26 protein-coding genes are annotated in these 24,152 nt (G+C 57.3%); 22 read left to right on the top strand and 4 right to left on the bottom strand.

The annotated features are described in order from the left end of the window. Positions 1–72 precede the first annotated feature (72 nt). From RSQ48_RS10870 to RSQ48_RS10850, 5 genes are all read left to right on the top strand, one after another. Entirely contained in the window at positions 73–822 is a 750-nt protein-coding gene (locus RSQ48_RS10870; protein WP_003799165.1) for an electron transfer flavoprotein subunit beta/FixA family protein, read from the top strand. After that, complete coding sequence (locus RSQ48_RS10865; protein WP_003799166.1) at positions 823–1,752, top strand: electron transfer flavoprotein subunit alpha/FixB family protein; 930 nt, start codon at positions 823–825, stop codon at positions 1,750–1,752. It abuts the gene before it with no gap. Positions 1,753–1,860: 108 nt separating this feature from the next. Continuing rightward, positions 1,861–3,678 carry an acyl-CoA dehydrogenase gene (locus tag RSQ48_RS10860; RefSeq protein ID WP_131070685.1) on the top strand — a complete coding sequence of 606 codons (1,818 nt, stop codon included), beginning with the start codon at positions 1,861–1,863 and terminating at the stop codon, positions 3,676–3,678. Positions 3,679–3,862: 184 nt separating this feature from the next. Beyond that, positions 3,863–4,504, top strand: a complete 642-nt coding sequence (locus RSQ48_RS10855; RefSeq protein WP_003799170.1) for a peroxiredoxin — start codon at positions 3,863–3,865, stop codon at positions 4,502–4,504. A 305-nt stretch (positions 4,505–4,809) separates the two neighbouring features. Next, positions 4,810–5,004: a hypothetical protein gene (locus tag RSQ48_RS10850; protein WP_003799172.1), complete on the top strand. Its 195-nt coding sequence runs from the start codon at positions 4,810–4,812 to the stop codon at positions 5,002–5,004. A gap of 31 nt (positions 5,005–5,035) precedes the next feature. On the opposite strand, the gene RSQ48_RS10845 is transcribed toward RSQ48_RS10850, so the two are convergent. Together RSQ48_RS10845 and RSQ48_RS10840 are read right to left on the bottom strand one after the other, a co-directional pair. Continuing rightward, entirely contained in the window at positions 5,036–5,806 is a 771-nt protein-coding gene (locus RSQ48_RS10845; RefSeq protein WP_131070684.1) for a biotin/lipoate A/B protein ligase family protein, read from the bottom strand. After that, positions 5,803–6,078 carry a lipoate protein ligase C-terminal domain-containing protein gene (locus RSQ48_RS10840; protein ID WP_003799175.1) on the bottom strand — a complete coding sequence of 92 codons (276 nt, stop codon included), beginning with the start codon at positions 6,076–6,078 and terminating at the stop codon, positions 5,803–5,805. The genes RSQ48_RS10845 and RSQ48_RS10840 overlap by 4 nt, the downstream gene beginning before the upstream one ends. Positions 6,079–6,352: 274 nt before the next feature. Here RSQ48_RS10840 and rplS point away from each other — a divergent pair, with 274 nt between their 5' ends. Both rplS and RSQ48_RS10830 read left to right on the top strand, forming a co-directional pair. After that, complete coding sequence (rplS, locus tag RSQ48_RS10835) at positions 6,353–6,727, top strand: 50S ribosomal protein L19 (protein WP_003799181.1); 375 nt, start codon at positions 6,353–6,355, stop codon at positions 6,725–6,727. 153 nt (positions 6,728–6,880) lie between these two features. Continuing rightward, positions 6,881–7,552 carry an NUDIX hydrolase gene (locus RSQ48_RS10830; protein WP_003799183.1) on the top strand — a complete coding sequence of 224 codons (672 nt, stop codon included), beginning with the start codon at positions 6,881–6,883 and terminating at the stop codon, positions 7,550–7,552. A 79-nt stretch (positions 7,553–7,631) separates the two neighbouring features. Here the strand turns inward: RSQ48_RS10830 and rsgA are convergent, their stop codons facing one another. Together rsgA and RSQ48_RS10820 are read right to left on the bottom strand one after the other, a co-directional pair. Next, a complete protein-coding gene (gene rsgA, locus RSQ48_RS10825; protein WP_301605858.1) occupies positions 7,632–8,531 on the bottom strand; it encodes a ribosome small subunit-dependent GTPase A in 900 nt (299 codons plus the stop codon). Further along, a complete protein-coding gene (locus RSQ48_RS10820; protein WP_415301780.1) occupies positions 8,528–9,775 on the bottom strand; it encodes a M48 family metallopeptidase in 1,248 nt (415 codons plus the stop codon). The genes rsgA and RSQ48_RS10820 overlap by 4 nt, the downstream gene beginning before the upstream one ends. A gap of 43 nt (positions 9,776–9,818) precedes the next feature. Between RSQ48_RS10820 and orn the strand changes: the two genes are divergently transcribed. The 15 genes from orn to RSQ48_RS10745 all read left to right on the top strand — a co-directional run bounded on the left by orn (position 9,819) and on the right by RSQ48_RS10745 (position 24,077). Further along, entirely contained in the window at positions 9,819–10,364 is a 546-nt protein-coding gene (orn, locus tag RSQ48_RS10815; protein ID WP_003799188.1) for an oligoribonuclease, read from the top strand. 270 nt (positions 10,365–10,634) lie between these two features. Next, positions 10,635–11,627, top strand: a complete 993-nt coding sequence (gene paaA / locus RSQ48_RS10810; protein WP_003799190.1) for a 1,2-phenylacetyl-CoA epoxidase subunit PaaA — start codon at positions 10,635–10,637, stop codon at positions 11,625–11,627. 94 nt (positions 11,628–11,721) lie between these two features. Beyond that, positions 11,722–12,006, top strand: coding sequence for a 1,2-phenylacetyl-CoA epoxidase subunit PaaB (gene paaB / locus RSQ48_RS10805; RefSeq protein ID WP_003799192.1), 285 nt, complete (start codon positions 11,722–11,724; stop codon positions 12,004–12,006). Positions 12,007–12,014: 8 nt separating this feature from the next. Beyond that, positions 12,015–12,779: a 1,2-phenylacetyl-CoA epoxidase subunit PaaC gene (paaC, locus tag RSQ48_RS10800; protein ID WP_003799193.1), complete on the top strand. Its 765-nt coding sequence runs from the start codon at positions 12,015–12,017 to the stop codon at positions 12,777–12,779. A gap of 5 nt (positions 12,780–12,784) precedes the next feature. Beyond that, positions 12,785–13,285, top strand: coding sequence for a 1,2-phenylacetyl-CoA epoxidase subunit PaaD (gene paaD / locus RSQ48_RS10795; RefSeq protein WP_003799195.1), 501 nt, complete (start codon positions 12,785–12,787; stop codon positions 13,283–13,285). Positions 13,286–13,289: 4 nt separating this feature from the next. Then, positions 13,290–14,372: a 1,2-phenylacetyl-CoA epoxidase subunit PaaE gene (gene paaE, locus RSQ48_RS10790; protein ID WP_131070683.1), complete on the top strand. Its 1,083-nt coding sequence runs from the start codon at positions 13,290–13,292 to the stop codon at positions 14,370–14,372. Between the two features lie 82 nt (positions 14,373–14,454). Continuing rightward, positions 14,455–16,119: a phenylacetic acid degradation protein PaaN gene (paaN, locus tag RSQ48_RS10785; protein ID WP_415301779.1), complete on the top strand. Its 1,665-nt coding sequence runs from the start codon at positions 14,455–14,457 to the stop codon at positions 16,117–16,119. A 14-nt stretch (positions 16,120–16,133) separates the two neighbouring features. After that, a complete protein-coding gene (paaG, locus tag RSQ48_RS10780) occupies positions 16,134–16,925 on the top strand; it encodes a 2-(1,2-epoxy-1,2-dihydrophenyl)acetyl-CoA isomerase PaaG (RefSeq protein ID WP_003799200.1) in 792 nt (263 codons plus the stop codon). Then, the gene (gene paaI, locus RSQ48_RS10775) at positions 16,925–17,386 is read left to right on the top strand and encodes a hydroxyphenylacetyl-CoA thioesterase PaaI (protein WP_003799201.1); all 462 of its coding nucleotides are present in this window, start codon (positions 16,925–16,927) and stop codon (positions 17,384–17,386) included. Before paaG ends, paaI begins: the two co-directional genes overlap by 1 nt. 73 nt (positions 17,387–17,459) lie before the next feature. Beyond that, positions 17,460–18,773 (top strand): phenylacetate--CoA ligase PaaK, encoded by a 1,314-nt coding sequence (gene paaK, locus RSQ48_RS10770; protein WP_003799203.1) that lies wholly within the window; start codon positions 17,460–17,462, stop codon positions 18,771–18,773. A 130-nt stretch (positions 18,774–18,903) separates the two neighbouring features. Continuing rightward, positions 18,904–19,362, top strand: a complete 459-nt coding sequence (acpS, locus tag RSQ48_RS10765) for a holo-ACP synthase (protein ID WP_415301778.1) — start codon at positions 18,904–18,906, stop codon at positions 19,360–19,362. Beyond that, positions 19,359–20,414: a beta-N-acetylhexosaminidase gene (gene nagZ / locus RSQ48_RS10760; protein WP_301605855.1), complete on the top strand. Its 1,056-nt coding sequence runs from the start codon at positions 19,359–19,361 to the stop codon at positions 20,412–20,414. Before acpS ends, nagZ begins: the two co-directional genes overlap by 4 nt. Continuing rightward, positions 20,377–22,200, top strand: coding sequence for an excinuclease ABC subunit UvrC (uvrC, locus tag RSQ48_RS10755; RefSeq protein WP_003799209.1), 1,824 nt, complete (start codon positions 20,377–20,379; stop codon positions 22,198–22,200). The genes nagZ and uvrC overlap by 38 nt, the downstream gene beginning before the upstream one ends. A 42-nt stretch (positions 22,201–22,242) precedes the next feature. Then, positions 22,243–22,815, top strand: coding sequence for a CDP-diacylglycerol--glycerol-3-phosphate 3-phosphatidyltransferase (pgsA, locus tag RSQ48_RS10750; protein WP_003799212.1), 573 nt, complete (start codon positions 22,243–22,245; stop codon positions 22,813–22,815). 5 nt (positions 22,816–22,820) lie between these two features. Then, positions 22,821–24,077: an MFS transporter gene (locus RSQ48_RS10745; RefSeq protein WP_131070680.1), complete on the top strand. Its 1,257-nt coding sequence runs from the start codon at positions 22,821–22,823 to the stop codon at positions 24,075–24,077. The last annotated feature ends 75 nt before the right edge of the window (positions 24,078–24,152 follow it).

The following is a 24,152-nucleotide window of genomic DNA, read 5'->3' as shown; positions in this document are numbered from 1 at the left end:
GCTTTGGGATTCTTCCCAAGCCCTATTTCAACAGAACAATTTTTTAATTAAGACTGCACTGGAGAACATTACATGAAGGTGTTAGTACCCGTGAAACGCGTAGTTGACTATAACGTCAAGGTGCGCGTGAAATCCGACCAAACCGGGGTGGACATTGCCAATGTGAAAATGTCCATGAACCCTTTTGATGAAATCGCCGTCGAAGAGGCCACCCGCCTCAAAGAAAGCGGTGCTGCCACTGAGGTTATCGCCGTCTCTTGCGGTGTGGCGCAAAGCCAGGAAACCTTGCGTACGGCCCTGGCTATCGGTGCTGATCGGGCCACTCTGGTGCAAACCGATGCAGAACTGCAGCCCCTGGCTGTGGCCAAGTTGATCAAAGCCGTCGTGGACAAGGAGCAGCCTCAGCTTGTGATCCTGGGTAAACAGGCCATTGACGACGATGCCAACCAGACCGGCCAGATGCTGGCCGCCTTGCTGGACTGGCCTCAAGCCACCTTTGCCAGCAAAGTGGAGGTGGCGGGCGATAGCGTTTTGGTCACGCGTGAAGTGGACGGTGGTCTGGAAACGCTAAAGCTCAGTCTGCCTGCCGTGATCACGACGGACCTGCGCTTGAACGAGCCTCGTTACGTGACACTTCCCAACATCATGAAGGCCAAGAAAAAGCCTTTGGAGACCCTGACACCCGAAGAGCTGGGTATTGATGTGACGCCCCGGATCAAGACTCTGAAAGTGACCGAGCCCCCAGCGCGGGCCGCTGGCATCATGGTGCCCGATGTGGCTACGCTGGTCGAGAAACTGAAGAACGAAGCGAAGGTGATTTAAATGGCTATCCTTGTTATTGCCGAGCACGACAATCAGCAGCTCAAGGCTGCAACACTCAATGCCCTGGCTGCCGCTCAGAAGATCGGTGGCGATATTCATGTTCTGGTTGCCGGTCATCAGGCCGCCGGTGTTGCTCAGGCGGCTGCCCAAGCCCAGGGGGTCAGCAAAGTGCTGTTGGCCGATGGCCCAGCGCTGGCTGAAGGCCTGGCAGAAAACGTGGCTGCCCAGGTGTTGGGCATCGCCTCCAACTACAGCCATATTCTGTTCCCGGCAACGGCCTCGGGCAAGAATATCGCCCCTCGTGTGGCGGCCAAGCTGGATGTGGGCCAACTGTCGGATATTTTGTCCGTTGAGTCCGCTGATACCTTCACCCGCCCCATTTACGCAGGCAATGCGGTGGCAACCGTTCAGTCCGGCGACGCTGTCAAAGTCATTACGGTGCGTACCACGGCCTTTGATGCAGTGGCCGCTGAAGGTGGCAGTGCTGCTGTCGAGGAATTGACGGCGGTGGCTGACTCGGGACGTTCTGCATTTGTCAGCCGTGAAGTTGCCAAGAGCGATCGCCCTGAACTGGCCGGTGCCAGTGTGGTGGTGTCGGGTGGCCGCGGTTTGGGTAGTGCCGAGAACTTCAAATTGCTGGACGGTCTTGCAGACAAGCTGGGTGCGGCATTGGGGGCATCTCGTGCCGCCGTCGACGCCGGCTATGCCCCTAATGACTGGCAAGTGGGACAGACGGGCAAGATCGTCGCCCCTCAGCTTTATGTGGCAGTCGGTATTTCGGGCGCCATCCAGCACCTGGCTGGCATGAAGGACTCCAAGGTCATTGTGGCGATCAATAAAGACCCTGAGGCGCCGATTTTCGGTGTGGCCGACTACGGTCTGGTTGCAGACCTGTTCGAAGCGGTGCCTGAGTTGGAAAAAGCGCTCTAAGCGCCTATCGGCCTGCTGGATTTTTTTCCAGCAGGCTTTTTTCAGTGCGTATATTCCCAGGGGACTGCTTGCCGTGTCGGTCCTTTTCGTTTCTGTGTAGGAGTGTTCATGACGTATCGTGTACCCACCCAAGACATCCGCTTTGCTCTGACAGAGCTGGCTGATCTGCCTGGTGTGCTGGAATTGCCTGGCTTTGAGGATTTCTCGGCCGAGTTGATCGATGCCATTATTGATGAGAACGCCCGTTTCGTTGAGCAGGAAGTAGCGCCGTTGAACCGCGCCGGAGATCAGAATGGCGCCAAGTGGAATGACGGTGTGGTCACGACGACACCCGGGTTTAAGAAAGCCTTTGAGGAATTTGCAAAAGCCGGTTGGCAAGGACTGCAGCACGAAGCCGAGCTGGGCGGGCAAGGTCTGCCCAAGCTGATCGGTGCTGTGGCGTGTGAAAATATCAACGCTGCCAACCTGGCCTTTTCTTTGTGCCCTTTGCTGACCGATGGGGTGATTGAGGCCGTGTCCATGGTGGGCTCGGACGAGCAAAAAACCCGCTTCCTGCCCGCCTTGCTTGAAGGCCGCTGGACCGGGACCATGAACTTGACTGAGCCCCAGGCCGGTTCCGATCTGGCCCAGGTGGCCAGCCGTGCGGTTCCTCAGGATGATGGTAGCTACCGCATCAGCGGCCAAAAGATTTTCATCACCTACGGTGAACATGATATGGCCGAAAACATCATTCATCTGGTGTTGGCTCGTACCCCGGATGCACCGGCCGGTGTGAAGGGGATTTCGCTATTTATCGTGCCCAAGTTCCTGGTGAACGAAGATGGGTCTTTGGGTGCCCGCAACGACGTCTGGTGTGCCTCGCTGGAGCACAAGCTGGGTATCCATGGCAGTCCGACTGCCGTGCTGCTGTATGGGTCCGGTAAAGGCGAGGTGGGCGAGGGCGCGGTCGGCTACCTGGTGGGCAAGGAAAACGAAGGCCTGAAGTACATGTTCATCATGATGAATGCCGCCCGTTATGCGGTAGGTGTACAGGGTATTGCCGTGGCCGAGCGCGCCCTGCAGCAGGCTATCGGGTATGCCAATGATCGTGTCCAGGGTGCCCCCTTGAGCGGTGGCAAGGCGGTTTCAATTGCCCATCACCCGGATGTCCAGCGCATGTTGATGCAAATGCGTGCGCTGACCGAGGGATCGCGCGCGTTGGCTTATTTTGCCGCTGGCGTCAATGACAAGGCGCGCCATAGCGCGGACGAAAACGCTCGCAAGCGGTATCAGGCCCTCTATGAGTTCCTGGTACCCGTGGTCAAGGGGTTTAGCACCGAGATGTCTCTTGAGGTGACCTCCCTGGGAGTACAGGTGCATGGTGGTATGGGCTTCATCGAGGAAACCGGCGCAGCTCAGCATTACCGTGACTCCCGCATTTTGCCCATCTACGAGGGGACGACCGCCATTCAGGCCAACGACTTTATCGGTCGCAAGGTGTTGCGTGATGCGGGTGCGGTTATTCAGGGCCTGGCCCCTGAACTGGGTGCCACCGTGGCCAAGCTGCGTGAGCGCGCCGCCCAGGATGGCGAACACAAAGCGGCGTTGACACTGATCGCAGATCGGCTGGAAGCCGGGGTGAAAAGTGTGGAGCAGGCTGCCACCTTTACCTTGATGAATGCGCAAAAAGATCTGGCTGCCGTTTTCCTGGGCAGTGTGCCCTTCCTGATGCTGTCCGGTTATGTGTTGACTGGCTGGCAGATGGCCCGTGCCGCGTTAGCGGCCGAGAAGGCATTGAGTGAGGGCAATCAGGACCCATTCCTGCGCCGCAAGCTGTCTACCAGCGTGTTTTTTGCCAGCCACTTGCTGCCGCGCGCGACGGCTCTGGCGCATTCCGTGGCGGATGGGGCGCAGTTGACCCCCTACCTGTCGCCCGAGCTGCTGTAAGCTCTCAAGGCGTGCAGTGCAAGGCCCGTTTAGTCGCTTTGGCTATCGGGCCTTTTTTAGGTATATTGATATGACTTTTAATTATTTGAAGCGCTGTCTTTATACTGACAAAATCATCTGACTAGTCCTGATTATTCAAGTCGGTGATCCCTTGATCGCCACTGCATTTAGAAAGAGGAACATAATGGCTACACTTCGTCTGGGCGACCTGGCCCCTGATTTTGAACAAAAATCCTCCGTTGGCACCATCAAGTTTCACGAGTTCCTGGGTGATAGCTGGGGCGTCTTGTTCTCCCACCCAGCTGACTTCACGCCGGTTTGCACGACCGAATTGGGCTACACCGCCAAGCTGGCCGACGAATTTGCCAAGCGCAACGTGAAGGTGATTGCTGTCTCCGTGGATGATGTGGATTCCCACGGCAAGTGGATTGACGACATCAACGAGACTCAACACACCACGGTGAACTTCCCCATCCTGGCCGATGCTGACCGTAAGGTATCGGATCTATACGACATGATTCACCCCAACGCCAGCACCACGGTGACGGTTCGTTCGGTGTTCATCATTGACCCGGCCAAGAAAGTCCGTCTGATCATTACTTACCCTGCCAGCACGGGCCGTAACTTCAACGAAATCCTGCGCGTAATTGACTCTCTGCAATTGACTGACAGCCACAGCGTGGCCACTCCGGTTAACTGGGAAGATGGCGACGACGTCATTATCGTTCCAAGCCTGAAAGACCCCGAAGTGTTAAAGCAGAAGTTCCCCAAGGGCTACACCGAGATCCGTCCTTACCTGCGTGTGACGCCTCAGCCCAACAAGTAAATATTGCGTTTAGGTCCTGACAAAAAGCCCTCGTGCCATTGCGGCACGAGGGCTTTTTTGTGGGTCTTGCAGGAAGAGTTGCCGCACAGAGCGACTGTGTAAAGTGCTGGGTTAGCGTGGCTTGCGAGCCCCGAGAACTCGTGGGAGAGGTATGGCAGGATTGGTAGTGAATGGGCTGTGACTGGCGCCAGTCACAGGTTTCAGCTGCTCAGTGGGGCAGGCGCAACATCACTGCAAGCGCTGATTGCACTAAATGCTGGTTTTAAGTACAGTGCTGTATAAGAAAACAGTAAACGGAGTTAGCCATGTCCCGTCCAAGCCGTCATTACCGTCCTCAAGCCACTCCTCGTTTCCGGGGCCCAGTACGCTCCGCGGCTTCGTCCAGCCCGTTCACCCAGCCTTTGTCGTTCAAGGCCAAGGTGATGGATGTGTGTTTGGTTGCCGTGTGGGGTGCCAGTATTCCCGGCTTGCTGTGGTTGGGCAGCATGGGTGGGTTTTAAGGCCACGCCCGTGTGCTGCTCCAAGGGGCGATCAGGGCACCAGCTGTGTCCAGTCGTTTGACAGGAAGCGGTCGCGGGCCAGTTTTTCGGCCTGTTCCAGTGTCGATGTATCCAGTGTGCTGGTTTTGAGGGCCGTTTTTTTACGAAAAGCATCCAGCATGGCCTCAATCACCGCTTCACGGCTCATGCCCGTTTGACTGCGGATAGGGTCCACCCGTTTTTTGGCACTGGTGGTGCCTTTGTCAGACAGTTTTTCCTTGCCGATGCGCAGGACTTCCAGCATTTTGTCGGCATCAATGTCGTAGGCCATGGTCACATGGTGCAAAACCGCATTGCCACGGCGTGCCTGGGCTGCGCCACCGATTTTTCCGCCTGCGCTGGTGATATCGTTTAGGGGCTGGTACCAGGCATCAATGCCAATGTCGCGCAGGGCCTCAATCACCCAGGAATCCAGAAACTCGTAGGATTCTTGAAACGTCATGCCGGCAACAAACTGCTTGGGCACGCTTAAAGAGTAGGTAATGGTGTTGCCCGGTTCGATGAACATGGCGCCCCCTCCGCTGATACGCCGTACGACTCGAATGCCATGACGGGTTGCAGCCTCAGCCTCAATTTCATTGCGCAGGGACTGGAATCGTCCGATGACAACCGCAGCTTCTTGCCACTCCCAGATGCGCAGGGTAGGGGCGCGGGTGCCCTCGCTGACTTCCTGGGTAATGATTTCATCCAGTGCCATGTGCAGAGCAGCAGGCTGCGGCTCCATATGGATCAGTTCCCAGGGCAATTCGTTCCAACCTGTCATGCCAGGGCCCTCCGCACGACTACGCCAATAGCCTGTGGGTCCAGACCGAACATTTCAACCTCGGCAGGCAGAGCGCGGCTGACGTAAGCGGCAATTTCTTCGGCACTGCTGTTGACGGACAGGCCTTGCAAGGCCTGATTGATCAGACCCAATGCTTCGGGGGGTTCCAGAAAAAAGTCGCCGCTCAGTCGTGCTTGTTCGATCATATTGTCTTTGACATCCAGATCGACCACGACCAGCTTGCCGCCAGGAACTTTGTATTCAGCATGCATAGACGGTGTGTCCTTTGATAGGCGCGGACCCTTTTGGGCAAAAGGGAGGGCTAAGCGAGTAAGCAATCGCTCGTGCTGCGTTTAATACAGGGGCAGGATGCCCAAAGTGTCGTATTTTAGCGTAGTTAAACGCGCAGGGACGCATGGGCACGCTGTCAAAAAATTTGGTCATTCACAATATTTACTGGTAGAATCGTGGGCTAATCATTTTTCATCCTCTGTCAGCGCGATTCTTATAATGTGTGCGGCTGATACGATGGTTTTGGAGTCAATCGTGGATTTGATCGCTATTCTTGAGCAAGAAGAAATCCAGCGCCTGACCGGTGGCAAACTGCCTCCCGAGTTTGGTCCTGGTGACACCGTTGTGGTGAACGTAAACGTGGTTGAAGGTACACGCAAGCGTGTCCAGGCTTACGAAGGCGTGGTTATTGGCCGTCGCAACCGTGGTCTGAATTCTTCCTTCATCGTTCGCAAGATTTCTTCTGGCGAAGCCGTTGAGCGTACATTCCAGCTGTATTCCCCTCAGATCGCCAGCATCGAAGTCAAGCGTCGTGGCGCTGTTCGTCGTGCTAAACTGTACTATCTGCGCGATCGCTCGGGTAAAGCCGCTCGCATCAAAGAAAAACTCGTTCGTCGTTCGGGCAATTAATTTCCCAGCGAACAGCGATGCAAAGGCACCCAGGCGGGTGCCTTTGTTTTTATGTGGGATCACATACCAGTTCTTATGGATAAGCCTCGTATCAGGCCCGTTATCGTTCCTGGATTCGACCCTCGCAGCCAACCCCTGGTTGCATTAGACCCTTTGCCTGATTTGCCTGCGCAAGCCCAGCAATTGGATTTTCTGCGTAGCGCTTTTTCCCAGCCCATACAGTGGCAGGTCGAGCCTTTATTTCGCAGTTCGTTTTATCCCGAGTTTTTGCCCGGTTCCATGAATGTGCGCTCCGCCGTCTGTATTGGCGTGATGCAGCGACCCGAGGGGCCTACCGTCATTTTTACGCGCCGGGCCATGCACCTGCACAACCATGCCGGGCAGATCAGTTTTCCTGGGGGGCGTATTGAGGCCTCGGACCTGGGGCCGGTGGAAGCCGCCTTGCGTGAAACCCAGGAAGAGATCGGTATTGAGCCGCGCTTTGTGCGTTATCTAGGCCAGCATCCCATTTTTGTCACCAGCACCCAGTTTGCGATGCGTCCTGTTATTGGTGAGCTGCAAGAGGGCTTTCAGGTGCTGCCTGACAGTTCCGAGGTCGCCGAAGTCTTTGAGGTGCCCCTGTCAGTCCTGCTGGACCCGCAGCGTCATCAATTGCATCATGCGGATTTGCCCGACGGGGCGGGTCGCTATTACTTTTCGATTCCGTGGGGGCCTTATTTTATTTGGGGCGCCACCGCGGTCTTGATTCGCAATCTCTACCACCATCTGTCCGCCGCCTGGGTGCAATTGTCTGCCGGCGGGGATACGCGCGCCACAGGTCTGTAGTCAGGCTGGACGGTCGATCGCTCCGACGCCGAATCCCGCTTTCACAAAACAGCGCGTTTTGCCTCTCCCCCTTGTTCTCTTAGTAGCGGGGTTTGTTTTCGTGTTCGGCCAGCAAGCGCTGGTACAGCGCGTGACGCTCAGGGTGAATGCTGCCCGCCTCGATGGCCGCCAGCACGCCACAGCCTGGCTCATGCCTGTGGGTGCAGTTATAAAAGCGGCAGGATTCCACAGCTTTGCGAAAGTCGGGGAAGCCGTGAGCAATATCTTCTTGCGTCATATGCGACAGGCCAAAGGCCTGGAAGCCGGGGCTGTCGATCAGGTCGCCGCTATTGGGCAGGTGATAGAGACGGGTGCTGGTGGTCGTGTGCCGACCTGCCCCCAAGGCTTGCGAGTATTCCTGGGTCAGTGCGCCTGCATCCGGAACCAGGGCATTGAGCAATGTGGATTTGCCCATGCCACTCTGACCGAGCAGTAGCGTGCGTTTGTTCGCCAGCCAGGGAGCCAGTGCTTCCCGGGTCTGTTCGGGTTCCAAGGCCACCATTTCTAAAATAGGCACCCCCAGCGCGGCAATCGGAGCCAGTTTGCGTCGGGCGCGCTCCAGATGCGTGCCCAGGTCCGCCTTGTTCAAGATAATGACCGGATCAATATCCACGCTCCAGGCGGCAACCAGCGCTCGCCCCAGCAGGTCTTCGGAATAGGCGGGTTCGGGCGCCACCACGATCAGGAGCTGATCGATATTGGCGGCAAATTGCTTGGTGCGGAAGTCGTCAGAGCGATACAGCAAATTGCGCCGCTCCTGTACCTGCTCAATGGAGCCTTCGCCTTTGGCCTGCATCATGATATCGACCTGGTCGCCCACCGCAATCCCCGCTTTTTTTCCACGCGGGAAACATTTGATGGTTTGGCCATCGGGCAGCTCGACAAAGTAGTGGCGACCGTGGGCGGCGGTCACCAGACCGCTAATGGTTGTGGATGTCATGCCAGGCTTTTCAGGTGTCGAATGCGATCAATCGCGTTGGGGTGGCTGTCGTAGAAGGCAGAGTGTAGCGGATCAGGTGTCAGCGTTGCAGCATTGTCGTTATAGAGCTTGAGCAAGGCGCTGATCAAGTCCTTGGCACCACTGTGCTGGGCCGCAAAATGGTCGGCCTGATATTCGTCACGGCGTGAGAGCAGGGCGCTCAAAGGACCCATCCAGAAGGTAAAGGTGGGCACCACCATAAAGAACAGGATCAGAGCCAGCGCATCATTGGGGCGGCCTAGTTGAGGGATGACACCCAGGCCGGTGTAAAAGCCCACTTTGCCCCAGGCCCAGCCTGCCAGCAGGAAAAAGACCAGCGATGTCAGCACACTGATCAAGAGGCGGCGTTGTATATGCCGATGCTTGAAGTGGCCCAGTTCATGCGCCAGCACGGCCTCGACTTCTTCGGGCTGGAGTTTGTTGAGCAAGGTGTCAAAAAACACGATACGTTTTTGGCGCCCTAGCCCGGTGAAGTACGCATTGCCGTGGGCGGAGCGGCGCGAGCCATCCATTACGTACAAGCCACTGGTCTGGAAGCCACAACGTTGCGCCAAAGCGTTGATGCGATCCCGCAGGCCGGCATCTTCCAGTGGTTTAAACGTGTTGAAGAGCGGGGCGATAACACGCGGGTACAACCATAGCACCAGTAGATTGAAGGCCAGCCACAAGCCCCAGCCATACCACGGCCAGGAGGGTCCGGCCCAATCCATCAGGCTGAGCAGGGCGGCGCACAGGGGTGTGCCCAGCACCAAGATGATGAGCAGTGTTTTGGCGGTATCCGCAAAAAACAAGGCAGGTGTCATGCGGTTAAAGCCAAAGCGCGCCTCCAGTACGAACTTGCGATACCAGGCAAAGGGCAGGCCGACCAGACCCATAATCGCCAGCACGGCGCCAATCAGGGCAAGCTGCCGCAGCAGTTCGTGGCTGATCCAGTGGCCCAGGGTGATATCCAGCCATTGCAAGCCACCCAGCAAGGTAAAGCCCAGCAACACCAGGGCTTCCACCAAGCGTTCGCTCAAGCCCAGCCGTGTGCGTGCAATGGTGTAACGCGCCGCGCGCTGATGACTATGCAGGCCGATGCGTTCGGAAAACTCGGCAGGCACCTCGTTCTGATGTCGATAAACGTGCCGGATCTGCCGCAGACCGAGATAAAAGCGCAGCAAAACGTCTGCCAGCAGAAAGATAATGAACAACAAAGTCAGCATGGAGGCGGCTATATGTAAAATGGGCGTTTTGAGGAATGATTATATGGCGGTTCACACACAGCGTCTGGTCTGGCTCGATATGGAGATGACAGGACTGGACCCGGACAAAGAGCGCATTATCGAAGTTGCGGTCGTGGTAACAGAAGCAGACTTGACCCTGGTAGCCGAAGGCCCGGTTCTGGTGGTTCATCAAAGCAACACATTGCTCGATGGCATGGACGCCTGGAACAAGGGGACACATGGCCGCAGTGGCCTGATCGACAAGGTCAAAGCGTCGACCCTGACTGAAGCGCAGGCCGAGGATCAGTTGCTGGAGTTTCTGAAAGAGCATGTACCAGCGGGCAAGTCGCCCCTGTGTGGCAACACCATCAGCCAGGACCGTCGTTTCATGTACCGCTACATGCCCCGCCTGGAGGCCTTCTTCCATTATCGCAATCTGGATGTCAGCACCTTGAAAGAGCTGGCTCTGCGTTGGAAACCCGACGTCGTTAAAAGTTTCGTCAAGCAAAGCCGCCACGAAGCCTTGGCCGACATTTATGAGTCCATCGACGAACTTAAACACTACCGCGAGCATTTCATCCGCCTGTAAACACAGCGCGCCAGTCAAGGCGCAAGCGCGTTAAGCGCGTCTGCCAGGGCAGGCAAGGGCATGCGGGCGGGACCAAAACCGAGGGCAGCGATTTATCGCACCTCGGTTTTTTTACGTCTAAGTATTTACCCTTAAAGTATCCGTTTCCGGGTCATATGATACGGTTTTGCGATTGACATCACATTTTTCGTATTAAATAATGAAGTGTATATGGTTTGCGTCAAAACAAAATTTTGTTGAACGCTTTCAGTACTCTTACCGGGGATGGTCATGTATGCACAACTTGTAGAGACAGGCGTCAAGCAGGTCCGGGATATCGAGCAGATGTCCGACGAAGAGCGTCGGTTTCAAGAGCGCATCGATGAGGGTGTCCGCATCGAAGCCAGGGACTGGATGCCCGAAGCCTATCGCAAAACCCTGGTGCGCCAGATTTCTCAGCACGCGCACTCCGAGGTTGTCGGGATGCTGCCCGAAGGCAACTGGATTACCCGCGCTCCTTCGCTCAAGCGTAAAGCGATCTTGATGGCCAAGGTGCAGGACGAGGCCGGTCACGGTCTGTATCTGTATAGCGCTGCCGAAACACTGGGTGTCAGCCGTGACAAACTGGTCGATGATCTGTTGTCGGGCAAAGCCAAGTACTCCAGCATTTTTAATTACCCCACCCTGAATTGGGCCGACATCGGCATGATCGGCTGGCTGGTTGACGGCTCGGCCATCATTAACCAGATTCCCTTGTGCCGCTGCTCTTACGGTCCTTACGCCCGTGCCATGGTGCGGGTATGCAAGGAAGAGTCTTTCCATCAGCGCCAGGGTTACGATCTTTTGATCCAGATGTGCCTGCATGGCACCCCGGAACAGAAGGCCATGGCGCAGGACTCCATCAACCGTTGGTGGTGGCCCGCGCTAATGATGTTCGGCCCCTCCGATGCAGACTCCACCAACAGCGCCCAGTCCATGCAGTGGAAGATCAAGCTGTTCTCGAATGATGAGTTGCGCCAGAAAATGGTGGATCAGACCGTGCCGCAGGCCGAGTATCTGGGCCTGACCATTCCTGATCCTGATCTGCGCTGGAACGAAGAGCGCGGCCACTATGACTTTGGCGAGATTGACTGGGATGAGTTCTGGGCGGTGATCAAGGGCAATGGCCCCTGTAATCGTGAACGACTCCAGGCCCGGGTGGACGCCCACGAAAACGGCGCGTGGTTCCGTGAGGCACTGGATGCCCATGCCCAGAAGCAGGAAGCCATCCGCAAGGTGGCCTGATCCCTAAGGCCAGGAAACCGTGACGGTTTCTGATCCGATCCGATTCGCAGTCCGCGCAGTAAGAGCGCGGCTGCACAGCAAGGAATTTTCAGTTATGAGCAAGAACGATTGGCCCCTGTGGGAAGTTTTCATTCGCAGCCAGCATGGTTTGGCTCACAAGCATGTAGGCAGCCTGCACGCGCCGGATGCCGAAATGGCCATTAACAATGCGCGTGATGTCTATACCCGCCGTAATGAAGGCGTGAGCATCTGGGTGGTGCGTGCTGCCGATATCGCGGCCTCCAGTCCGGGTGACAAAGGGCCGCTGTTTGAGCCCTCCAACACCAAGGTCTACCGTCACCCTACCTTTTTCCCCATGCCTGACGGCATCAATATGTAGGAATCGGTATGGACAAAGCCCTGTTTTCCTACGCCCTACGCATGGGCGATTCCACCCTGGTGCTGGCTCAGCGTCTGGGTGAGTGGACTGGACATGGCCCGGCTCTGGAAGAAGAGCTGGCCTGTGCCAATACCGCCCTGGACCTGTTGGGTCAGGCCCGCATGTGGCTGACGCTGGCCGGCGAGACCGAAGGCCAAGGCCGCGACGAAGATCGTCTGGCCTATCATCGTGACGCTCACGAGTACACCAACTATCTGTTGGTCGAACGTGAGAACGGTCACTATGGCGATACCTTGGCGCGTCAGTTTCTCTTTGATGCCTGGCACTGTTTCTTGCTGGAGCAGTTGCTGCAATCCACCGATGAGCAGATTCGGGCCATCGCCCAGAAAGCGCACAAGGAAGTGCTGTACCACTTGCGCCGCTCGACCGATCTGATCGTGCGTCTGGGTGATGGTACTGCCGAGAGCCACAAGCGCATGCAAAAAGCGATAGACGATGCCTGGTTCTATCTGGGTGAACTGTTCCTGGATGATGAGGTCACCCAGGAGCTGGCTCAGCGTCAGGCCGTGCCCTTGATGGCCAGCCTGTGGCAGCCCTGCCTGGAGTACATCCGGACCGCCCTGGAGCGCGCTACCTTGCGTTGTCCAGCCGAACAGGATGCCCAGCACAAGGCATACCGTGGCGGTCCGCAAGGCCGTCATACGGAAGCATTAGGGTATCTGCTGGCGGAAATGCAGCATCTGCCACGTATGTACCCCGACGCCACCTGGTGATCGTCATGACACAGACCTGGAGCACCGAGCAAGTCATGCAGATACTGGCCACGGTTCCAGATCCGGAGATCCCCGTGATCTCCTTGCTGGACCTGGGCATTGTGCGTGACGTGAACTGGGAGGAGGGCGTGTGCGTGGTCACCATCACACCGACGTACTCTGGTTGTCCGGCGATGTACGAGATGAGCCACTCGATTGAGCAAGCCTTGCAGCAGGCCGGCATCGAGCAGGTTCGAGTCGATACGAAGTTGTCGCCGGCCTGGACGACCGATTGGATGAGTGAGCAAGGCAAGCTGGCCTTGCGTGATTACGGTATCGCTCCCCCGGCCCAAAGTGCAGTTGATATTTCTGGTTTGCTGCGCCAGCCCGAGGCGCCCGTGGTGGCCTGTCCTCAGTGTGGCTCCACGCATACACGGGTCATCAGCCAGTTTGGCTCGACGCCGTGCAAGGCGCTGTACCGCTGCATCAGCTGTGGCGAACCATTCGATTACTTTAAGGCGCATTAGTCCTATGAGTCAGTTTTATTCTCTTCCTGTGGCATCGGTCTCGCGCAGCACCCGCGATGCTGTGGTGGTAGCTTTTGATGTGCCCGACAATTTGCAGGATGTGTTTCAGTTTCGCCCCGGTCAGTATCTGACCCTGCGCACCCATCTGGACGGCCAGGAACTGCGCCGCTCCTACTCGATCTGTGCCGCTCCGCACGACCGCTTGCTGCGGGTGGCGATCAAGCGCGTCAATGATGGTGCTTTCTCTACCTGGGCCAACAGCCATCTGCAGGCAGGTGCTTCGCTGGAGGTCATGCCTCCTGATGGCAACTTCACCGTAGATTTTGACCCCAGCAACGCGCACCGTTATGTTGCCTTTGCGGTGGGGAGCGGTATCACCCCCATTCTGTCGCTGGTCAAGACCGCGTTGGATACCGAGCCCAATTCCACCTTCACGCTGTTTTTCGGTAACCGCGCTTCTTCGGCCATCATGTTTCGCGAAGAGATCGAGGACCTGAAAAACACCTATATGGAACGTTTCTCCATCGTGTATATCATGAGCCGGGAAACGCAGGATATTGATCTGTTCAACGGTCGCCTGGACGGTGAGAAAGTCCGCCAGCTGATGCAGCAATGGTTCGATCCGGCCAGTGTGGATGTGGCCTTTGTGTGCGGTCCCCAGGACATGAGCGAGCAGGTGGTGGCCGCCTTGCAGGAAAACGGTCTGCAAAAATCCCAGATCAAGTTCGAGCTGTTTGGCGCCCCTAAAGGGCCACGTGCGCTGCGTACGGGTGAGGAGTCGCGCAAGGCACCCGGCAAGGAAGAGTGCGAGCTGACCGTGATTCAGGATGGCATCACACGCAACCTGACCATCAGCAAGAGCAACAGCAGCATTTTGGATGCAGCGCTCGAGCAAGGTCTGGAATTGCCGTATTCCTGTAAAGGTGGTGTTTGCTCCACCTGCCGTTGCAAGGTGGTAGAGGGCGAAGTGGACATGGATGCCAACTTTGCGCTGGAAGATTACGAAGTAGCCCGCGGTTTCGTGCTCAGTTGCCAAAGCTTTCCGGTAACCGACCGGGTAGTGATTGACTTCGATCAGGAAACCTAAGACCGCCAAAAATAGCGGTTTTCCAAGAATCTGGACGCCAGCTTCCCAGCTTGGCGTCCTACTAGTTTCAGGAGCACATTGTATGGCAGCAGATTTTTTCAAAACGCATCAGGCGACGCTGGATCAGGCTTTGAGCAGCATCCTAGCGCGCAATTTCTGGAGCGCTTATCCTGAAAATCCCAGCCCGCGCGCTTACGGTGAAACCGCGGCTCAGGAAGGTCAGGCTGCATTTGAAGCCTACCGCGACAAAGCCTTTCCCTTGACGCTGGAAGGCGCCCAAGGAGAAGTGGGTAATGAGCGCTCGCCTTTTGGTTCTGATCTGGGCATCCGTTACCCCAAAGTCCCCGTGGATCAGTTGGTGGCCCAGTCGCAACTGGCGCTGGACAGCTGGCGCGATGCGGGCCCGCAGGCCTGGGTGGGCATTTGTCTGGAAATTCTGCATCGCTTGAACCAGCGCAGCTTCGAGATTGCTCATGCCGTGCAGCACACAACGGGCCAGGGTTTCATGATGGCCTTCCAGGCCGGTGGCCCTCACGCTCAGGAACGTGCGCTGGAAGCCGTGGCCTACGCCTGGCAGGAAATGTCCCGCATCCCCGGTCTGGTTGACTGGATCAAGCCCCAGGGCAAGCATGATCCCATCCAGATGAAGAAACAGTTCAAAGTTGTGCCCCGTGGCATTGGTCTGGTCATTGGTTGCTCCACCTTCCCGACCTGGAATGGTTACCCTGGCCTGTTTGCTTCCTTGGCCACCGGCAACACCGTGATTGTGAAGCCGCATCCTGGCGCGATCCTGCCTCTGGCCATTACCGTGGCTGTCGCGCGCGAAGTGCTGGCCGAGGCCGGTTTCAATCCCAACGTGGTCTTGCTGGCGGCTCACGAGCCTTCGGAAGATACGGCACAGCAATTGGCCATGAACAAGGCCGTCAAGCTGATCGACTTTACCGGCAGTAGCCAAAACGGCAACTGGCTGGAAGCAAATGCGCGCCACGCGTTGGTCTACACCGAAAAAGCCGGTGTGAATCAGGTCATTATTGATTCGGTTGACGATTTCAAGGCGGTTGCCCGCAATCTGGCTTTCTCCTTTGCCCTGTATTCCGGCCAGATGTGTACTGCTCCTCAAAACATCTACGTGCCTCGTGACGGTATCCGCACGGCTGATGGTGTGATGAGTTTTGACGAAGTGGCTCAAGGTCTGGCCCAGGCCGTACAAAAACTGGTGTCCGATCCGGCCCGCGCCGTTGAAATTACCGGTGCCGTGCAAAACGAAGCCTGCGCACAGCGTATCGATCAGGCGCGCCAGCTGGGCATGCCTATCCTGGCTGACAGCCAGACACTGGAGCACCCTGCATTTCCCGGTGCCCGCGTACGCACACCTCTGATCTTGCAGGCCCGTGTGGACCAGCCCGAGATTCAGCAAGAATGGTTTGGCCCCATCGTATTTGTGGTGCAAACCGATTCGACCGAGCAAAGCATTGAAGTGGCAGGACGCAACGTGATCGAGCACGGCGCACTGACCTTGTCGGCGTACAGCACCGATGATGCCGTGACTGCCCAGATCCAGCGCATGGCCGAGCGTTCCGGTGTGTCCCTGTCCCTGAACCTGACCGGCGCCGTGTTCATTAATCAGACCGCAGCCTACAGCGACTTCCATGGTACGGGCGCCAACCCGGCTGCTAACGCCTCTCTGTCGGACTCGGCCTATGTGGCTAACCGTTTCCGTGTCGTTCAGACCCGCTGGCATTTCTAAAGGAGGATGGCCAGGTGACTGACCAAAGTATTCAATTTCAACTGGAAAACGGCGTAGCACGCATTACCTTGAATCGTCCCGACAAGCTCAACAGCTTCACGGCCGACATGCACGGTGAGCTGGCTCAGGCTCTGGACAAGGTGGAACAGTGCGCCGATTTGCGTGTGCTGATTCTGACCGGTAATGGACGCGGCTTTTGCGCCGGCCAGGACCTGTCCGAGCGTCAGATGAGTGCTGGCGATGCCCCCGTCGATCTGGGTGCAACCATTGAGAAATTCTACGCACCGCTGGTGCGTCGTCTGCGCGCATTGGCTGCGCCGGTGGTAGTGGGGGTCAACGGCGTGGCTGCGGGTGCTGGAGCGAACCTGGCTCTGGCGGGCGATATTGTGATTGCCGCCCGTTCGGCCAGCTTCATCCAGCCTTTCTGCCGTCTTGGCTTGTTGCCGGACACCGGCGGTACATTCTTCTTGCCGCGTCTGGTGGGCACCGCCCGCGCCATGGGTCTGTCTTTGCTGGGCGACAAGCTCTCGGCCGAACAGGCTGCACAGTGGGGGCTGATCTGGGAATGCGTGGACGATGAGGCTTTCCAGGCTCGTCTGAACGAGCTGGCCGCTCATTTTGCCCAGGCGCCGACCAAAGGTCTGGCTTACGCCAAGAAAGCGATTTATGCCAGTGATGCCCATTCGCTTGATCAACAGTTGGATCTGGAACGCGATTTGATGCGTGAACTGGGTGCCTCCGAAGATTATCGTGAGGGTGTTAATGCATTCCTGGGCAAACGTGCCCCCCAATTTAAAGGAAAGTAATGCAAAGCAACGCAATGGCTGTTGAAGACCCCCAGGCACTGGCTCAGCAGGTCAGTGACCATATGTTTGGCAATGACCAGGCATCTCAGGCTTTGGGCCTGAGCCTGGATAGCGTCGCACCGGGCAGGGCGGACATGAGCATGACGGTACGTGCCGACATGCTCAACGGCCACAAGACCTGTCACGGTGGTTTCATTTTTGCGTTGGCCGACAGCACCTTTGCGTTTGCCTGCAATTCCCGCAATGCACCGACCGTTGCGTCGGGTTGCACCATCGATTACCTGGCGCCTGCCTTTGAAGGGGATGTCCTGACTGCTCGTGCGGTTGAGGCTTCCCTGGCAGGCCGCACCGGTGTGTATGACATCGAGGTGGTCAACCAGAACAACAAGCGCATTGCCTTGTTCCGTGGACGCTCGTACCGGCTCAATGGCACGGTATTGGGCGGAATTGAAAAAAAATAATCTTTGACGATACATACCCTGTGGACCCGGGGGGGTCGGAAGTACCACACCAGCGGCAGGGCAGGAGTACACCATGACAGCAATTAAAGAACAGGTTGGCCGCGATGCCATCGAGCATGCAAGTGTTGACGAGATCCGCAACTTGCAGCTGGAACGTCTGAAGTGGACGTTGCGGCATGCTTACGAGAATGTGCCGCACTATCGGCAGAAATTTGATGAAGCGGGCGTGCACCCCGACGATTTGAAGCAGTTGTCGGATATTTCCAAGTTTCCCTTCACGACCAAGCAGGATCTGCGTGACAACTACCCCTTCAAAATGTTTGCGGTTCCTCGCGAACAGGTAGCACGCGTGCACGCGTCCAGTGGCACAACGGGCAAGCCCACCGTGGTTGGCTACACGGCCAAGGACATCTCCACCTGGGCAGACCTGTTTGCCCGTTCCATGTGGGCAGCTGGCGCCCGTCCTGGCGACATTGCCCATGTGGCCTACGGCTATGGTCTGTTCACAGGCGGCCTGGGTGCCCACTACGGTGCTGAGCGTCTGGGATGCACGGTGGTTCCCATGTCCGGTGGTCAGACTGAAAAGCAGGTTCAACTGATTCAGGACTTCCGTCCCGACGTGATTCTGGTCACGCCTTCCTACTTCTGCAATATCGTGGAAGAGATCGAGCGTCAGGGCATGGACCCACGCGATACTTCCTTGCGCATCGGTATTTTTGGCGCTGAACCCTGGACAGGGCAGATGCGTCTGGATATTGAGCAGCGTGCCGGTATCGATGCTGTGGATATTTATGGTCTGTCCGAGGTAATGGGGCCTGGCGTGGCCATGGAATGTGTGGAAAGCAAGGACGGCCCAGTGGTCTGGGAAGACCATTTCTACCCGGAAATCATCAACCCTGAAACCGGCGAGCCCGTGGCCGAGGGTGAGAGCGGAGAACTGGTCTTTACTTCGCTGAGCAAGGAAGCCATGCCGGTCATTCGCTACCGTACTCGTGACCTGACCCAGTTGCTGCCACCTACCTCGCGCAGCATGCGCCGGATCGGCAAGATCACGGGCCGCAGCGACGATATGGTGATTGTGCGTGGTGTGAACCTGTTCCCGACGCAGGTCGAGGAGCTGGTTCTGAAGATGCCCGAGCTGGCTGCCCAGTACCAACTGGTCTTGAGTCGTAATGGCAATATGGACGAGCTGGAAATTCTGGTGGAGGTTCGCCCGGAGTTCAATCACTTAAATGATGCCGAGCGTGAGCAAATGGCCCGCCGCCTGAGCCACTCCATCAAGACCTTTATTGGTGTGAGTGCACGTATTCGCGTGCAGTCCTCGGGTATGGTCGAGCGTACGGTAACGGGTAAAGCCAAGCGCGTGATCGACAAGCGCGCGTTTTAGGCACGATTGCGTCCGGACTCCACAACGGCTCTGCTCTGGCAGGGCCGTTTTTGTATTCGGCGCTCTCACGGTATCATTGCAAGCTAGTAGGCGACTCACGCCGTTTTCGTATTTTTTTTCTGATCACATCATGCCCCCAATACAGCCAGGTTTGATTGCCGGCATTGGCACCGACCTGATTCGTGTGGAACGGATCGAGCGCGCCCTGGCTCGTCACGGCGATCGTTTTGTAAAACGCATCCTGGGCGAGCAGGAGCAGCAGGTCTATGCCCGCCGTCAGGCGCGCGACCCGGTAAGGGGACTGCGCTATCTGGCAACCCGCTTTGCGGCTAAAGAAGCTTTTTCCAAAGCGGTCGGGTTGGGCATGCGCATGCCCATGGCGTGGTCGCGCATGCAAACCCTGAATGCGCCCGGTGGGCGTCCGATGGTGCGCTTGTCTGCGGACCTGCAAAGCTGGTTTGACGCCCGTTTCGGGGCGGTTCATATTTCCCTGACTGATGAATCCGATATGGCCATGGCCTTTGTGGTGCTGGAAGTCAAAGCGCCGGCCATTTCTTCCTTATCCTTAGCTGAGTCTTATACTAAATGAGTTCTTCCCCACAAGCAGTACTGCCACCGGGCCCGGTCATGGTCGATGTGCAGGGCACGGTTCTGACGGACCACGAGCGCGAACGCCTGCGCCATCCGCTGGTCGGTGGCGTGATTCTGTTTAGCCGCAACTTTGAAAACCGTGCGCAACTGACCGCCCTGTGCCAGTCGATTCACGAGGCGCGTAACGAGCCCTTGCTGATTGCGGTGGATCACGAGGGGGGGCGGGTGCAGCGTTTCCGCGAGGATGGCTTTACCACGCTGCCCGCCATGAGCCAGTTGGGCCAGCTCTGGACGCGTGATGCCGTCAAGGCGGCGGCAGTTGCTGCCGATACGGGCTATGTGCTGGCTGCCGAGCTGCGCGCCTGTGGTGTGGATATGAGCTTTACGCCGGTGCTGGATCTGGACTGGGGAGTCAGCAAGGTTATTGGCGATCGGTCTTTCCATCGCAATCCGCGGGCAGTATCCATGTTGGCCGCTGGCTTGATCCGTGGTTTGAACAAGGCCGGTATGGCTGCCTGCGGCAAGCACTTTCCCGGTCATGGCGGCGTAGAGGCGGATTCGCACCACGAGATTCCCGTGGACGACCGTACACTGGAAGAGATTCTGGACGAGGATGCTGCCCCTTACGGTTGGCTTGGCACCTTGCAGTTGCCCTCCGTAATGCCTGCACACGTGATCTATTCCAAAGTAGACCCGCTGCCAGCCGGCTTCTCGCCATACTGGATTCAGCGTGTGCTGCGCAAGGCCCTGGCCTATGACGGCGTCATTTTTTCCGACGACCTGACCATGGAAGGCGCCACCGTTGTGGGCGACATCCTGGCACGCGCTCAAGCGGCCTTGGGGGCGGGCTGCGACATGGTGCTGGTCTGCAATCGTCCTGATCTGGCCGACGACTTGCTCTCGCGCCTGGATTTCACGATTTCCGAGGAATCGCAAAACCGCATTCGTCGTCTCATGCCTAGCACGCCCGCTTTGGATTGGGACGCCTTGCAAGCGGATGAACACTATCAATATGCCCGCGGACTTCAATCTAAAATCCTATCTGTCTGATTTACCGAATTTGCCGGGCGTATACCGGCATCTCGATGAACAGGGCGAGGTACTGTATGTGGGCAAGGCGCGGGATCTCAAGCGTCGTGTCAGCTCGTACTTTCAAAAAACGCTGAGCAGTCCCCGCATTGCCCATATGGTGGCGCGTGTCGCGCGCATCGAGGTGACTGTTACCCGCAGCGAGGCCGAGGCCTTGCTGCTGGAAAACAACCTCATCAAGCGTCTGCGGCCACGCTACAACATTCTTTTCCGGGATGACAAGTCCTACCCCTACCTGATGATCAGCGCGCACCAGGCGCCTCGTATTGCCTATTACCGGGGCAGTACCAGCGGGAAGGGCCATTTCTTTGGCCCTTATCCCAACTCCTGGGCGGTGCGTGAAACCATTCAGATCCTGCAAAAGGTGTTTCGGTTGCGCACCTGTGAGGACAGCGTCTACGCCAATCGCAGTCGCCCCTGTCTGCTGCATCAGATCGGGCGCTGTTCGGCGCCGTGCGTCAATCTGATCTCGCCTGAGCAGTATCAGCGGGATGTGCAGCGCGCCATCAGCTTTCTGGATGGTCACACCACGCAAATCCTGAGTGAGTTGCAAGAGCGCATGATGCAGGCCTCGGACTCGCTGGATTTTGAGCAGGCCGCGATTTTGCGCGACCAGATGAAAGCCTTGTCAGCCGTGTTGCAGCAGCAAAGCATGGAGCAGGTGGGCAAGGAAGATGTCGACGTTATTGTGGTCCTCAATGCCGGGGGCAAGTTCTGTGTGAACCTGGCCATGGTGCGCGGGGGCCGTCATCTGGGAGATCGTGCCTTTTTCCCTACCCAGATCAACGATGACACCCCAAGCGAGGTGCTTGCGGCCTTTATCGCCCAGCACTACCTGGAACGTCGCATGCCACCCGTGCTGGTTTGCTCGCACGCCCTGCCTGATCCTGATCTGATGCCTTTGCTGGCGGAGCAAACCGGTGTGAAGGCGCGCATTGTGGTGCGCCCTCAAGGCGTGCGCAAGATCTGGCTGGAACAGGCAACGAAGAATGCCGGCCTGGCGCTTGCCCGGGTCTTGAGCGAATCGACGGCCCGTGCGGATCGTACCCGGGCTCTGGCTGAAGTATTGCAACTGGACCTGGATGAGGCCCAGCTCGATGCGTTGCACATCGAATGCTTTGACATCAGCCATACGGCTGGGGAGGCCACGCAGGCCTCGTGTGTGGTTTATAAGCACCACGAAATGCAGAACTCCCTTTATCGTCGCTACAACATTGCCGGCATCACCCCCGGTGATGATTACGCAGCCATGCGCCAAGTACTGAACCGACGGTTCTCGCGGGTTGCCGAAGGTCTGGCGCCTTTGCCCGACATTGTCCTGATCGACGGTGGCAAAGGGCAGGTAGAAATCGCTCGGCAGGTCTTTGTCGAATTGGGCCTGGATATTCATGTTCTGGTTGGTGTGGCCAAGGGAGAAAAGCGTAAAGTAGGTCTGGAGACCCTGGTGTTTGCCGATGATCGACCGCCTGTGGCCCTAGGCGTGGAGTCAGCTGCCTTGATGCTGGTTGCCCAGGTGCGTGACGAGGCCCACCGCTTTGCGATTACGGGCATGCGCGCTCAGCGTGCCAAAACGCGCAACGTGTCGCGTCTGGAGGATATTGATGGGATTGGCGCCAAGCGTCGCCAGCGTCTGCTGGCTCGCTTTGGGGGCTTTAGTGGCGTTGCCGATGCCAGTATCGATGAGCTTAGTGCGGTTGATGGAATATCCACGGAGCTGGCCGAACGTATTTATCATGCTTTACGATAGGCGAGAGCCTTTGTTGTTTTAAATTAGGTTGGTACCCAAGCTATGCCTTTAAATCTGCCCATTGCCCTGACGTGGCTTCGTATCGTCCTGATTCCCCTGATCGTTGCCCTGTTTTATTTGCCGGAACACTGGCTGAGCATCGAAACGCGCGATCTGTGGGCAGCGGCTGTCTTTGTCGTTGCCGCTGCGACCGACTGGTTCGACGGCTGGCTGGCGCGACGCTGGAACCAGACGTCCTCGTTTGGCGCCTTTCTGGACCCGGTTGCCGACAAACTGATGGTCAGCGCCGCCTTGCTGGTGTTACTGGATCTGGGGCGAGTGGACGCCTTTATCGCGCTGATTATTATCGGTCGTGAAATTACCATTTCTGCCTTGCGGGAGTGGATGGCCAAGATTGGCGCCAGCGGCAGTGTAGCGGTTCATCGCTTGGGTAAATTCAAAACCGCCGCGCAAATGGTTGCCATTCCCTGCCTGTTGTACTGGTCGCCTGTCATGGGGCTGCCTACACGGATCATCGGGCAAGCTCTTATTATCGTTGCAGCGGTCCTGACGGTCTGGTCCATGTGCTACTACCTGCAAAAAGCCTGGCCTGAGATCAAGAAAAAGCAGCTTTGAGACAAATGACTAACTCATCGACAAGGACGCTGGCCGGGGCGGGACCGGACGGGTCGCAGGACTGGCAGGTCATTGGCGTGATCGGTATCGCGCACGCCAGTTCGCACTTTTTTCAACTTATCTTGCCCACGCTGTACATTTCCCTGGGGCAAGAGTTCGGTTATGACTTTCTGAAGTTGGGAGGTTTGGTCACCGCTTTTTATCTGGTGTCCTGCTTTGGGCAGGCCTCTTCGGGTTTTCTGGTTGACCGGATCGGGGCCTTGCCGGTGCTGAAAGTAGGCCTGTCCTGCTTTGTAGCGGCCGCCTTGTTGATCGGAACGGCCAATGGCTATGGCATGCTGTTGGCGGCTGCCCTGATTGGCGGGGTGGGCAATGCGGTCTTTCACCCGGTGGATTACTCCATTCTCAATCACCGTGTCAGCCCGGCGCGTTTGGGCCATGCCTTCAGTGCTCACGGTTTGACAGGTAACCTGGGCTGGGCCTTGACGCCGGTCTTTATCACCACGCTGACCATTTACTTCAACTGGCGTGTTGCCGTGCTGTCGGCGGCCGCTCTGATCGCGGCTGTTTTGGTGCTTGTTCTGGTAAACCGGGATGCACTGGCTGGACGCACCGCCTCCGGGTCGATGCCGGCGCGTCCACCAAGCAAGGAGTCGGTCTGGACCACGCTGTCTACGTTGTTGTCCCGTTCCTCTTTATGGGGCGCGTTCCTGTTCTTTGCCTTTGCCACGGCGGCCATGGCAGTCGTGCAGAATTACACCATCCCCATGCTGCACACCACCTACGGTATCGATAAGGTCGTGGCGGGTACGGCCTTGTCCGGTTTTATGCTGGCGTCTGCCGCAGGCATGTTTGTGGGCGGTTTTATTGCTTCTACCACGCCACGCTCTGAGCTGATTGTATTTGTGTCCCTGTGCGTGTCGGGTGGGCTGCTTTTGGTGCTGGGCGCAGGCTGGGTGATGCCATCGATGGCTCTGTTTTTTGTGGGGGCAGCCGGGTTTTGCTCGGGTATTGCTTCGCCTTCGCGCGATATGCTGATACGGCGCGTTACGCCCAAGGGGGCGACTGGGGCTGTATACGGCCTGGTGTATTCGGGCATGGACGTGGGCTCGTCCTTGGCGCCGGTGGGTTTTGGATTGATGCTGGATGTGGGTCTGACGCAGGCCCCTTGGTATGGGGCGGCCATCGGATACTGGACTGCGGCGGGCCTGGCCGTCTATGTGGCGTCCACCGTCACCCGATCGACTAAAGCGAAAGCCTGACGGTATCCTTTGCCGCTTGGCTCGAGACCGCTTGATAACAAACCCCAAAAGCGTATCGCATTTTGGGGTTTCTTT

The organism is Alcaligenes sp. SJTW-7 (assembly GCF_047716895.1).
Taxonomy (GTDB): domain Bacteria; phylum Pseudomonadota; class Gammaproteobacteria; order Burkholderiales; family Burkholderiaceae_B; genus Alcaligenes; species Alcaligenes ammonioxydans.
Note: the sequence above shows the minus strand (reverse complement) of the source record. Positions and strands in the feature narration are given on the sequence as shown.

Coding starts and splice junctions, on each gene's coding strand:
- acpS (WP_415301778.1), top strand. CDS start 18,904: ATGCCCCCAATACAGCCAGGTTTGATTGCCGGCATTGGCACCGACCTG.
- pgsA (WP_003799212.1), top strand. CDS start 22,243: ATGCCTTTAAATCTGCCCATTGCCCTGACGTGGCTTCGTATCGTCCTG.
- orn (WP_003799188.1), top strand. CDS start 9,819: ATGGCGGTTCACACACAGCGTCTGGTCTGGCTCGATATGGAGATGACA.
- RSQ48_RS10865 (WP_003799166.1), top strand. CDS start 823: ATGGCTATCCTTGTTATTGCCGAGCACGACAATCAGCAGCTCAAGGCT.
- nagZ (WP_301605855.1), top strand. CDS start 19,359: ATGAGTTCTTCCCCACAAGCAGTACTGCCACCGGGCCCGGTCATGGTC.
- rsgA (WP_301605858.1), bottom strand. CDS start 8,531: ATGACATCCACAACCATTAGCGGTCTGGTGACCGCCGCCCACGGTCGC.
- paaK (WP_003799203.1), top strand. CDS start 17,460: ATGACAGCAATTAAAGAACAGGTTGGCCGCGATGCCATCGAGCATGCA.
- RSQ48_RS10745 (WP_131070680.1), top strand. CDS start 22,821: ATGACTAACTCATCGACAAGGACGCTGGCCGGGGCGGGACCGGACGGG.
- RSQ48_RS10840 (WP_003799175.1), bottom strand. CDS start 6,078: ATGCATGCTGAATACAAAGTTCCTGGCGGCAAGCTGGTCGTGGTCGAT.
- RSQ48_RS10850 (WP_003799172.1), top strand. CDS start 4,810: ATGTCCCGTCCAAGCCGTCATTACCGTCCTCAAGCCACTCCTCGTTTC.
- paaN (WP_415301779.1), top strand. CDS start 14,455: ATGGCAGCAGATTTTTTCAAAACGCATCAGGCGACGCTGGATCAGGCT.
- uvrC (WP_003799209.1), top strand. CDS start 20,377: ATGCCCGCGGACTTCAATCTAAAATCCTATCTGTCTGATTTACCGAAT.
- paaD (WP_003799195.1), top strand. CDS start 12,785: ATGACACAGACCTGGAGCACCGAGCAAGTCATGCAGATACTGGCCACG.
- RSQ48_RS10820 (WP_415301780.1), bottom strand. CDS start 9,775: ATGCTGACTTTGTTGTTCATTATCTTTCTGCTGGCAGACGTTTTGCTG.
- RSQ48_RS10870 (WP_003799165.1), top strand. CDS start 73: ATGAAGGTGTTAGTACCCGTGAAACGCGTAGTTGACTATAACGTCAAG.
- paaE (WP_131070683.1), top strand. CDS start 13,290: ATGAGTCAGTTTTATTCTCTTCCTGTGGCATCGGTCTCGCGCAGCACC.
- RSQ48_RS10845 (WP_131070684.1), bottom strand. CDS start 5,806: ATGACAGGTTGGAACGAATTGCCCTGGGAACTGATCCATATGGAGCCG.
- RSQ48_RS10855 (WP_003799170.1), top strand. CDS start 3,863: ATGGCTACACTTCGTCTGGGCGACCTGGCCCCTGATTTTGAACAAAAA.
- paaC (WP_003799193.1), top strand. CDS start 12,015: ATGGACAAAGCCCTGTTTTCCTACGCCCTACGCATGGGCGATTCCACC.
- paaA (WP_003799190.1), top strand. CDS start 10,635: ATGTATGCACAACTTGTAGAGACAGGCGTCAAGCAGGTCCGGGATATC.
- paaI (WP_003799201.1), top strand. CDS start 16,925: ATGCAAAGCAACGCAATGGCTGTTGAAGACCCCCAGGCACTGGCTCAG.
- RSQ48_RS10860 (WP_131070685.1), top strand. CDS start 1,861: ATGACGTATCGTGTACCCACCCAAGACATCCGCTTTGCTCTGACAGAG.
- paaB (WP_003799192.1), top strand. CDS start 11,722: ATGAGCAAGAACGATTGGCCCCTGTGGGAAGTTTTCATTCGCAGCCAG.